Below are 11,222 nucleotides of genomic sequence, written 5' to 3' on the forward strand. Positions count from 1 at the left end.
TTCACTCTTCACTCTTCACTCTTCACTCTTCACTCTTCACAAATTCCCATCAACCATTGACCTGGTGGCCTGCTGCCAATATCCTTCGGGGGGTGCGGAGGGTTTGTCGGCCACTTGAGGGAATTACCATGCATCGTTCGTTTCTTTTGCGTCTGTGGCTGCTGAGCTTGACGCTTGGTTTCGGCATCGGGCCCGCCGGTGGGCAAGATCAGGGCAGTCGTGTGACGCCCGCGCCGATTGGCTCGGAAGCGGAAATCAGCCGCACGATGAGCTTGGAACCACAGTCAAACGACGTGGTCTTATCGCCGGCGAACCGATCCTTCAGGAACGGACTCGACGCGTCGCCCGCCACGTCCCGGCACGCATTACTGATCGGCAATAGCGCCTATCAATCCAGTGCGCTTCGCAATCCGATCAATGATGTGCGAGCGTTGGACCAAGCATTAGCCGCGATCGGATTTCAAGTCACGCGGATCGAAGACGCTGATTTGGAACAAATGGACGAGGCGGTGACACGGTTCGCCGTCGAGCTTCCCGAGGATAGTTTGGCGATGTTGTTTTATGCCGGTCACGGCGTTCAGGTCGACATGCAAAACTACTTGATCCCCATCGGTGCTCGAATCACCGAGGCCGCCAAAGTGCCACATCGAACTTTGTCATTGAACATGGTTTTGGACCTGCTCGGCGACTCGCGCAGCAAAACGAAATGTGTGATCTTGGACTGTTGCCGAGACAACCCCTTTACCCGCAGTTGGTCGCTCAACCGGGGTGAAATTCGCCGCGGGCTCGCGGGTCTTTCGGGTAGCCGCAAGAACATGGTGATCGCGTACTCCACCGCCGAAGGCGAGACGGCCTCGGACGGCGCGGGTCAAAATTCCCCCTACGTCGAAAAGTTCTTGGAAGTGATCGCGGAGCCGAACACCGATGGTCTGTATCTGCGGCACCTGATCACGCGAACGGCACAAAAGCTCAGAAGGTCGATCGAACAATCGCCGTGGTCGGCGCTCGACGATTCGATGGACGACGTTTGTTTGATTCCGCCCGCCAACGCCAATGAATCCGAACAGACCGTCTCACTGCCCAAGCAACCCGCCACGAGTCCATTGCTTTCTACCGTGGCATCGTCCACGACCACTTCGCCGACTCCAGCGATGATGCCCGAACCCAAGGACTCGTTCTGTCTGTTGCTTCTCCAGCAAGCTCGCTTATACGAAGACAACCATGAATTTCAAAACGCGATCGGGACGTACACCACGGTTCTGAATCACAGTCGGGCAACGCCTTCGGACAAGGACGCCGCACGGCGTGGCCGGGCGATCGCCTGCATGGCTCGCTGCCGCGTCGAAGACATCAAGATGGCGTTGGAAGACACGCTCGCGGTCGGCCAAGCAAGTATGTTTTTGCCGATCCGCATCAATCAAACCGAATTGATGGATGGGTCGCAGTCGGTCGGAACGCTGAGGCAAGGCCAAGTCGTCGAAGTGCGGGAAATCAACGGCCCCTGGATTTCGGTTTATTCGGTTGGCAATGACGCCAGCCGACGCGGCCATGTCAAGCTGACGTCGCTGGCCGAGCCTGAGAAGGTTGCGTCTTCGGAGCCGCAGATCGTCAAGTCAGAGGTGTCTCAGCCGTCGCAGTCTTGGAACTCTTCGGCGATCCAATCAGTCCCGCAGGCATCCCCCAGCCGCATAACGGTTGGCTCCCCGACAACCTACGTGCCGGCCCAGTCCAACCTCGCCGCTTCCAGCGGCGGTGTGATTCCCAATTACCAAGGCTACGGCCCTGCGGCGGCATCGAATCAACCCACTAACGTTCCTCAACAGCGATCCAGCTACGTTCCGCAAGGAACGAACAGCTACGTCCCTCCAAAGCAAAGTACGAGCACGCCCAATCGGGGCAGTAGCGCCAGCGGCTCGTCGAATGTCTACAACATGACGTTAGCGGAATCTCAAAAGCTGATCGACGCCAACGAGCGAGCGAAATGGCGACCTGGTGCCGACCACGCGGCACTGAATCGTGCGAACGAGCAAATCCGGCAGCAACGCCGACAGCGACTCCACGATTACAATCACGGCGGAATCCGCAGTTCACGTTGATACAACCTAAGTCGCCAAGACTTTCGGCTTTTTGCGGTCTTGGCCGAAACTCTTGGCGAGTATTGCTACCGTACATTCTACAAGTGGCGGCGACTTTTAGTCGCCGTTTCAGGACTTGGCGACTGAAAGTCGCCACTACGTTAGCGAGCCGAGGACGCGCCGACGATGGATTCTTGCTCGACCAGGAAACGTTCGGCGTCCAGCGCGGCCATGCATCCGGTGCCCGCCGACGTGATCGCTTGGCGGTAGTAATCATCGGCGACGTCGCCGGCGGCAAAAACGCCTTCGATTTCGGTATTCGTGCGGAACGGCTTGGTCCACTTCAAATACCCCGCTTCGTTGGTTGAGAGCGCCCCGTTCAAGAACGCCGTGTTGGGCGTGTGGCCGATTGCGACGAACATGCCACCGACGGTGAGTTCGCGGGTCGAACCATCGACGGTGCTCTTGAGCCGCAATCCGGTGACGATCTTTTCATCTCCGAGCACTTCGTCGACGACGGAGTTCCAAACGATCTCAATGTTCGGGTGATTGAGCGCCCGATCCTGCATCACTTTGCTGGCCCGCATCTCGTCGCGGCGAACGATCAAGTAAATCGTCGCGGCCCCCTTCAGGTTGGCCAAGTAGGTGGCTTCTTCGACGGCCGAATCACCACCGCCGACGACGGCCAAGGGTTTGCCTCGGAAGACCGGCAGGGCACCGTCGCACACGGCGCAGGCACTGACGCCTTTGTTCTTGTAGACCTCTTCGCTGGGCAGCCCCAAATAATTCGCGCGGGCACCGGTCGCGATGATCACCGTTTGGGCTTGGATCGGTTCGCCCGATGCCGGATAGAGCGTGTGAGGCGGGCCGGAGAAATCCACCCGCTCGATATCGTCGCCGACCACTCGGGTGCCGAAATTGAGGGCTTGTTGTTTCATCAGTTCCATCAATTCGGTGCCCTGGACGGCGTAGTGGGGCTGGTCGTCTTTGGTGTGACCTTGCGGCACCATCGGCAAGTTCCAGTGACGGTCCTTGTCCACGGCCGACTCCACGAAAGCTCGAATATTGCCGGCGGGGAAGCCCGCATAGTTTTCGACCTCGGTGGTGTAGGCGAGCTGACCCAGGGGGATCATTTCGGGCTTGACGGTTCCCTCGTACAAGACCGGGTCCAGGTTCGCGCGGGCGGCATAGATCGCGGCTGACCAACCTGCCGGGCCGCTACCGATGATGATCGTTTTCTCGGGGCCGTTGCTGCTTGGAGCGTTTTTGTCTTCGGTTGGGGAACTCATGCGAACTTCTTGGGTGGGTCGGTTAGAGGAAGTAGAGAAACCAGTGGCGTCAAAGCGTTTGATTTACGTTAAGATACTATCGTCAGCCGTCAGGGCTTGAGTAGCCGGAGTCGCAAGACTTCGGGATTGGTAAGGAAATCCACTGAACTCTTGCGAGTCCAGCTACCATCTTACGTCTTACGCCGAGGACCTCTGAAAGTATACGGCGAAAGTGAAGTGCGACGAGCCTCCCTCCCCGCTCGTCACTCTTCACTCTTCAATCTTCACTCTTCAATCTTCAATCTTCAATCTTCAATCTCCAATCTTCAATCTTCAATCTTCAATCTTCAATGACCACCCTCGCCGTTGCCGTCGGTTCGATGATCGCCTTTGTGATTGCCTACCATACCTATGGACGGTATCTGGCAAACAAGCTGTTTCGCTTGACCGCCGACGAGGTCATGCCCAGTGCGGCGCTGCGGGATGACGTGGACTTTGTGCCGACGGACCGATCGGTCGTTTTCGGGCACCACTTCACCAGCATCGCGGGAACCGGTCCGATCGTCGGACCTGCCTTGGCCGTGTTCTGGGGATGGTTGCCGGCCTTGTTATGGGTGGTTTTTGGCTCGATTTTGATCGGTGGAGTTCACGACTTGGCCGCCCTGGTGATTTCCATCCGCAACCGCGGCGAATCCATCGGCCAAGCCGCCGGGCAATTGATCTCGCCGCGTGCCAAGGTGCTGTTCTTGATCATTCTCGCGATGGCCCTTTCGATCGTTTTAGCGGTTTTCGGGCTGGTGATCGCGAATATCTTCAAACTCTATCCCGAATCGGTGCTCAGCGTTTGGACCGCAATGCCGGTCGCGGCTTTGATCGGTTACGCCGTCATTCGTCGCGGCGGGAATCTGGTCTGGCCCTGCCTGGCAGGCTTGTTTGTCTTGTATCTGACGGTGTATTTGGGTGCGTATTCGCTGCCGCTGAGTTTGGAGTCGGTGCTTCCGGCTGATGCCGTCTACGCGACGCCCGTGGTGGTTTGGACGGTGTTGTTGCTTATCTACGCTTTTCTTGCCTCGGTATTGCCGGTTTGGTTGTTACTGCAACCGCGAGATTTTCTGAATAGTTTGCAGTTGATGGTCGCGCTGGTGTTGATGGTGGCCGGACTGGCGGTTGCTTCGATTTCCGGTCAAGCCAATCTGATGACGTCGGCTCCGGCGATTTCGAGTGAGATTCCTGCCGATGCGCCCCCGATCTTTCCATTCTTGTTCATCACGATCGCGTGCGGGGCTTGCAGCGGATTTCACTGTTTGGTCAGCAGCGGCACGACGAGCAAGCAGCTCAAGAGCGCCTCGGACGCTCAATTAATCGGTTACGGCTCGATGCTCGGCGAAGGCATGTTGGCGGTGCTCGTGATCTTGGCGTGCTGTGCCGGGGTCGGGATGGGGAGGTTGGAGCGGAGCGGTGAGGGAAGCAGTGTGACGATCGAACGGATCGCCGCCCCGGTCGATGCAAACGGCAATCCGACCAACGACGGCGGACGTTCGGCATGGAAATCCTATTACCGAACTGGGGCGTTGGCCGGGGGAGGGGCGTTGGCGGGCGGATCGGCCGCGACGGAGGACTTACCAGCCGGATCGACGACGATCGAAGGCGGTTGGCGGAAGCAGGGCTTGGACAAGAAACTCGGGGCATTCATCGACGGGGGAGCAAATTTCCTCTCGGCGATCGGCATTTCCTTGAAACTCGGTGTAGCGATCATGGCAGTGATGGTCGCCTGCTTTGCCGCAACCACGCTCGATACGGCAACGCGTTTGCAACGTTACGTGATCAGTGAATTGGCGACTACGGCGGGCTTGACATTTGTTGCTAATAAATACATCGCCACCTTGATCGCGGTCGGCGTGGCCACCGCGATCGCAATTTTCGCTGGGGATTCGCCTGGAAAAGGCGGAATGATGCTGTGGCCGCTCTTTGGCGCGACGAACCAATTGTTGGCCGGTTTGGCACTGATGGTGGCGGTCTTTTACCTCGCCCGACGCAGCCGTCCGGTGGCTGTGTTAGCGATCCCAATGTTCCTGATGCTGCTGATGCCCGCTTGGGCGATGACGTTCGACTTAAAGAACAATTGGTTGCCCGCTCGCGATTGGGTCCTTGTATCATTCGGATTGGCGGTCTTGGGATTGCAGGCTTGGATGATCATCGAGGCGATCGTCTTGTGGCGGCGACTGGAAGTGGATGACCCCGCCACCGATTCCCCTCTCGACTCCCCCGTCGCAACGTGAATCCGCCTCGGTGTGAATTTTCTTCACGCGATCTTCAAATGACGATTTGCTCGGTTGAACAGCGTCGTAACCCGTTGCGAGGCCAGAACCTCGGGAAGCGGCGTGAAAAGAACAGGGTCGCTAACACGGTTGCGGTCGGCTTGCTTGGGTGGAGCTAACCATTTTAGAAAAGTGATGGAAAAGTTAGAATGCGAGCTGGAGTGGCGAACTTCGACGCTCGCATCAAATCCCATCTCCTGTTTTTCACCGCTCTTGTTTTTCGTAGAACCCACCCCCCCCACACTCTCGTTTGCTTAGGCAACAAAAATGAAAAATCTATCTTGGATCGCGTCGATCGCGATTTTGGCCGCTGTTTTCCCGCTTTCCGGATGCAACAGCTCGACCAGCCCTGACGCGACGACGGCCACCATCGACTCGTCCGAACCGGCGATGACGGAAGACGCCCCTGCGGCACCCGCCGGTGAATCCAACTTGGTCGGTACGATCAAGATCGACGGCAGCAGCACCGTGCAACCGATCAGCGACGCGGTCCGCGAAACATTCATCAAGATGCACCCGAAAGTCGACGTGACGGTCAGCGGCAACGGCACCGGTAACGGCTTCAAGAGCTTCTATGACAAAGGCGCTGATATTGCCGACGCATCCCGTCCGATCAAATCAGGCGAGTTCGAAAAATGCGAAGCCAACGGCGTCAACTTTGTCGAACTTCCGGTGGCTTACGATGGACTGACCTTTGTGGTCAATCCCGAGAACGACTGGGTCAAAGAACTGACCGTCGATCAACTCAAGAAAATCTTCGTCGGCGACAACCCCGCCAAAAAATGGAGCGACGTGGACGCGAGTTGGCCCAATGAGCCGATCAACATCTTCTCGCCGGGCACGGGCAGTGGCACCTACGATTACACTCATGAAGTGCTTGCCAAATCCGACGACAAAGAACTTCGCGACGACATGAACTTGAACGAAGACGACAACATCCTCGTCCAAGGGGTCGCCGGCAATAAATATTCGATCGGCTTCTTCGGGGTCGCTTACTACGCCGAAAACCAGGACAAACTTCGCGCCGTGCCGATCGTCAACCCGGACGACAAGACCGCCTACGAACCGACTGTCGATAACATCGCCAGCGGCAAGTACGCTCCGTTTAGCCGACCGCTGTTTATCTACATCAACACCGAATCGCTCAACCGTGCCGAAGTCCAAACGTTTGTCGAGTATTATCTCGAGAATACTTCGGAAGCTTCCGAAAAAGTGGGCTATGTACGATTGCCTGAAGCGGTCATTTCCAAGGCCCAGCAAAACCTTGACGCTCTTGTGACGGGAACTCACTTTACGGACAAGTCCGGTGAGACCCGCAGCGGATCGCTTACGGAATTGTTCGTTGATGAAAACCTCGTCAAATCGTTGAAGTAGTTTCGAATCCGTTCTGGAGACCGGTTCATTGAATCGCCCCGCCGCTCTCGCCGATCGTCAATTCCGGTCTACCGGCACGGGCGAACTTCAAGAAAAACTGATGGTCGCCTTGCTGGCGGTTTGTGCCTTGACCACCGTCGGCATCACCGTCGGCATTGTGGTCATGTTGATCGGCCAAGGCTGGGGTTTTTTCAGTTCTCAGTACGTCAGTATCGGTGAGTTCTTGACGGGAACGCACTGGACCGCTCTTCAGAGCAAGGACGTTGAAAAGGCGCAGTTCGGGATTTGGCCGTTGCTGGCCGGAACCCTTCGCGTGACGCTGATCGCGATGATCATCGCATTGCCATGCGGATTGATTACCGCGATCTACCTCAGCGAATTCGCGTCCAAGCGAGTCCGCGCGATCCTCAAACCGACTCTCGAAGTCATCGCGGGGATCCCCACGGTGGTCTTGGGCTATTTCGCCATTTTGGTCATCAGTCCAAGTTTGCAATGGATCACCGGCGGCGCGTTCGACACCTTCAACGCAACCAGCGCGGGGATCGCCGTCGGCATTCTGTGTTTGCCGATGGTTTGCAGTTTGTCCGAAGACGCTCTCCATGCGGTGCCACGGGCGTTACGCGAAGGCGCTTATGGTCTCGGTTGCACGCCGTTTGAAACCAGCATCAAGGTGGTCGTGCCAGCGGCACTGTCGGGAATCGTGTCGGCGTTCTTGCTCGCTTTCAGCCGGGCGATCGGCGAAACCATGATCGTGGCACTCGCCGCAGGAACCCGAGCGACGTTCTCGTTCGACCCCCGAGCCCAATCGCAAACGATGACCGGTTTCATCGTGGAAATGATCAAGAGCGAAAACGAGTACGGGACGGTTCAGTACTACAGCCTTTATGGTGTCGCGATCACATTGTTTGTCATCACCTTCGGCATGACCCTCATCGGGCAAATCGTTCGTCGCCGTTACCAGGAGGCTTACGCTTGAGCTCGGCCGCCCCCACGACCGGTTCCCCGATGCCGATCCCCGAATCGATCCGCTTGGGCGCGTCGGCAACCAAGGAATCGACGGATAACTCGAACCGACGTCGACGGACGAGCAAGTTGTTCTACCTGCTGTGCATCGCGATCTCGATGCTCAGCGTTCTGGTGCTGGTCGTGCTACTTGTTTCGATCGTGTACCAGGGGCACTCGCGTTTGACCCCGACGTTGATCAAGGGATCTCACAGCGCTTTGGCGCCCGAGACATCGGGTATGTATCCGGCGATCATCGGCTCGATTTCGATCTGTGCCGTTTGCGCGATCGCCGCCCTGCCGCTTGGAATCGGCACGGCGATTTTCTTGGAAGAGTTCAAACCGTCAAACCGTTACCTGCAATACTTGCACGGGTTCATCAACCTGAACATCTCCAATCTCGCGGGCGTGCCGTCGATCGTCTATGGATTGCTGGGATTGAGCCTGTTTGTATTCATGTTCAACATCTTCGGTCAAATCCAAGTCAATGAATCCAGCGGCACCGAGATCATGGGCGTCGAGCGTTTTTACCAAGTCCTGACCTTGGGAGGCGGCGGGCACACGATCTTGGTCCCGCAAACCGACAACGCCCAGCCGACTATTCAGATTTCCGAGCCGATTCAAGCCGTCGATCGCGAGGGCAATCCGATCGAGATTTCCGTTTGGGATCCGAAGTCCGGCGTACCGAAACCGAGCGATCCGGCCGTGCGACAACGTACCGTTCGCTTGAATCAGGTCGGCGGTGCGTACGCCAAGACGTCCTGGAATTATTTTCGAATCCCGTTCGGGCGAAGCTTCCTGGCGGCGGGGTTAACGCTTTCGCTCGTAATCTTGCCGATCGTGATCATCGCGTCGCAAGAATCCCTCCGCAGCGTCTCGCCGTCGTTGCGGGAGGCCTCCTACGGGCTCGGGGCGACGAAGTGGCAAACCGTTCGAAATGTGAGTTTACCGGCGGCGATGCCCGGCATCATGACCGGCTCGATCCTCGCCATGGGCCGAGCGATCGGCGAGGCCGCCCCCATTTTGGTGGTCTTGGGGGCGACGGTGGCCAAGAATACCGGTCCGCAAAATTTGATGGACAATGTGGTCACCATGCCCGTCCTGATTTTCCACTGGGCCGGGCTGCAACAGGCGACTTACCAAGAACTCGCCGCCGCAGCCATTATCGTTTTGCTGGTCGTACTGCTTCTGATGAATTCGATCGCGATTTATTTGCGGCAAAAAATGAGAGTCGAATAAACTCGCCTGCGCTTGGCCTTACAATCTGTACTCCCTTACTACTTACAGTGGCCCTTCGATGTTGCCCACTTCCATGACCGAGTCCGCTCAGCCACGATCCGCACCAACGACCCAGCCGTCCACCGGCCTGGACTCCAGCGTCGCGTCCATGAATGATCCGACCTGCATTGAAATCGCCCATTTCGATGCTTGGTACGGTGCCTTTCAGGCGATTCACGACTTGTCGTTGTCGATCCCTCGTAACCAAGTCACCGCGTTCATCGGCCCCTCAGGCTGCGGCAAAAGCACACTCTTGCGATGGATCAATCGCATGAACGACATCGTCCCGAGTGCTCACAGCAAAGGGACATTGCGACTCGATGAGCTGGATATCTTGCATCCGAGCACCGACGTCGTGCACTTGCGTCGCCGCGTCGGGATGGTGTTTCAAAAGCCCAACCCGTTCCCGAAAACGATCTTTGAGAACGTGGCGTTCGGGCCTCGTCTGCACATGAAACTGCGACGCGGCGATTTGGAAGAACTCGTCGAGTGGTCGCTCCGCAAGGCCGCCGTTTGGGACGAAGTCAAAGATCGCCTTCACGCGCCGGCCCTCGGATTGTCCGGCGGCCAACAACAACGACTGTGCATCGCCCGGGCGATCGCCGTCGGACCAGAGGTTTTGTTGATGGACGAACCTTGCAGTGCACTCGACCCGGCCAGCACGTTGGCGATCGAAGACCTGATCTACGAACTGCGTGAGCAGTACACGATCGTGATGGTCACCCACAACATGCAACAAGCGAGTCGTTGCAGCGACCGAACGGCGTTCTTCTTCGAAGGCCAATTGATCGAATCGGGACCGACCGATGACGTCTTCACGAAGCCGCAACAAAAACGAACCGACGATTACGTCCGCGGTCGATTTGGATGAGCCGCCTCCCTTGGCGAATCTTCATAATTGGTGCATATTGTCCCTATGAGTAAACATCTCGACCGAGCGATCGTCCAATTACGCAGCGACCTGGTCGAGCAATTCGGCGTCGTCGAACAAATGATCAGCCTCTCCGTCCGCTCGCTCGTCGAGCGGCGTCCGGAACTCGCGCAGCAGGTCATCGATAGCGATGACCAAGTCGACGCGACGGACATACGGATTGAGGAAGAATGCTTGAAGCTGCTCGCCCTGCACCAACCCGTCTCCGCTGACTTGCGATGGCTGATCACGGCGGTGAAGATCAACGGCGATCTTGAGCGGATGGCGGACCTAGCATGCAACATCGCCGAACGTAGCAAGTCACTCGATTACTTTCCTCTCTTTCGAGTTCCCGACGACCTGACCGCGATGGTCCATGCGGTCATTGAAATGGTCCGTTCGGCATTGGACTCGTTCCTCGAAGGCGACGTGGACATGGCGGCTCAAGTGATCGAGCGTGATAAAGAAGTCGACCAGTTCAATGTCGAACTGATCGACGAGTTGCAACAGTTGATGCGTGACGACAGCGAATCGGTCGAAGCGGCGGTGCATTGTTTCTCCGCGACTCGGCATCTCGAACGCATTGCCGATATGGCCACCCACGTCGCCGAAGAAACCGTCTATTTGGTTAGCGGTGAAATCATTCGCCACGGTCACGGCCACGACATTTCCTCAGGTAGCGATTCAAAATAGACCGCATGATTCACGCGAATACGCGTTGCCTTAACGAGGCGACGCCGCAACCCTACAAGTCCGAAGCGCGAGCGAGTGGTTCCGCTCGGCTTGGATGAATAGAAGAGATCCCTCGCTTGCCGGGCTGTTGATTTAATCGTATACCGAATGACAACAATTAGCCGATGGGCGTTAGCCTGGCCTGCTAAAAGTTTGGGGTTGCGGCGGCAATGCGATTGCGCAAGTTTAGTTCCTCGGAGCTAATACCGAGATCTTCTTTTCTGGCGGTGTGAACTCCTGGCTTGAGTTGTTCCCACTTCCATGC

At 57.1% G+C, this 11,222-nt stretch carries 8 protein-coding genes; 7 read left to right on the forward strand and 1 reads right to left on the reverse strand.

The annotated features are described in order from the left end of the window. Positions 1-128 precede the first annotated feature (128 nt). On the forward strand, positions 129-2,096 hold the full coding sequence (locus Pla100_RS22570; protein WP_146580443.1) for a caspase family protein: 1,968 nt from the start codon (positions 129-131) through the stop codon (positions 2,094-2,096). Between the two features lie 140 nt (positions 2,097-2,236). Here the strand turns inward: Pla100_RS22570 and Pla100_RS22575 are convergent, their stop codons facing one another. After that, on the reverse strand, positions 2,237-3,364 hold the full coding sequence (locus Pla100_RS22575) for an FAD-dependent oxidoreductase (RefSeq protein ID WP_146580445.1): 1,128 nt from the start codon (positions 3,362-3,364) through the stop codon (positions 2,237-2,239). Positions 3,365-3,693: 329 nt separating this feature from the next. On the opposite strand from Pla100_RS22575, the gene Pla100_RS22580 reads away from it, so the two are divergent. From Pla100_RS22580 to phoU, 6 genes are all read left to right on the forward strand, one after another. Beyond that, positions 3,694-5,622, forward strand: a complete 1,929-nt coding sequence (locus tag Pla100_RS22580; protein ID WP_146580447.1) for a carbon starvation CstA family protein — start codon at positions 3,694-3,696, stop codon at positions 5,620-5,622. A gap of 306 nt (positions 5,623-5,928) precedes the next feature. Continuing rightward, a complete protein-coding gene (locus Pla100_RS22585; RefSeq protein WP_146580449.1) occupies positions 5,929-7,035 on the forward strand; it encodes a PstS family phosphate ABC transporter substrate-binding protein in 1,107 nt (368 codons plus the stop codon). A 28-nt stretch (positions 7,036-7,063) separates the two neighbouring features. Further along, on the forward strand, positions 7,064-8,011 hold the full coding sequence (gene pstC / locus Pla100_RS22590; protein ID WP_146580451.1) for a phosphate ABC transporter permease subunit PstC: 948 nt from the start codon (positions 7,064-7,066) through the stop codon (positions 8,009-8,011). Then, positions 8,008-9,276 carry a PstA family ABC transporter permease gene (locus Pla100_RS22595; RefSeq protein WP_231603386.1) on the forward strand — a complete coding sequence of 423 codons (1,269 nt, stop codon included), beginning with the start codon at positions 8,008-8,010 and terminating at the stop codon, positions 9,274-9,276. The genes pstC and Pla100_RS22595 overlap by 4 nt, the downstream gene beginning before the upstream one ends. Before the next feature lie 148 nt (positions 9,277-9,424). After that, complete coding sequence (pstB, locus tag Pla100_RS22600) at positions 9,425-10,186, forward strand: phosphate ABC transporter ATP-binding protein PstB (RefSeq protein WP_146580678.1); 762 nt, start codon at positions 9,425-9,427, stop codon at positions 10,184-10,186. 45 nt (positions 10,187-10,231) lie between these two features. Then, positions 10,232-10,918 carry a phosphate signaling complex protein PhoU gene (gene phoU / locus Pla100_RS22605; RefSeq protein WP_146580453.1) on the forward strand — a complete coding sequence of 229 codons (687 nt, stop codon included), beginning with the start codon at positions 10,232-10,234 and terminating at the stop codon, positions 10,916-10,918. Positions 10,919-11,222 lie beyond the last annotated feature (304 nt).

This window comes from Neorhodopirellula pilleata (genome assembly GCF_007859915.1).
Lineage (GTDB): Bacteria > Planctomycetota > Planctomycetia > Pirellulales > Pirellulaceae > Rhodopirellula > Rhodopirellula pilleata.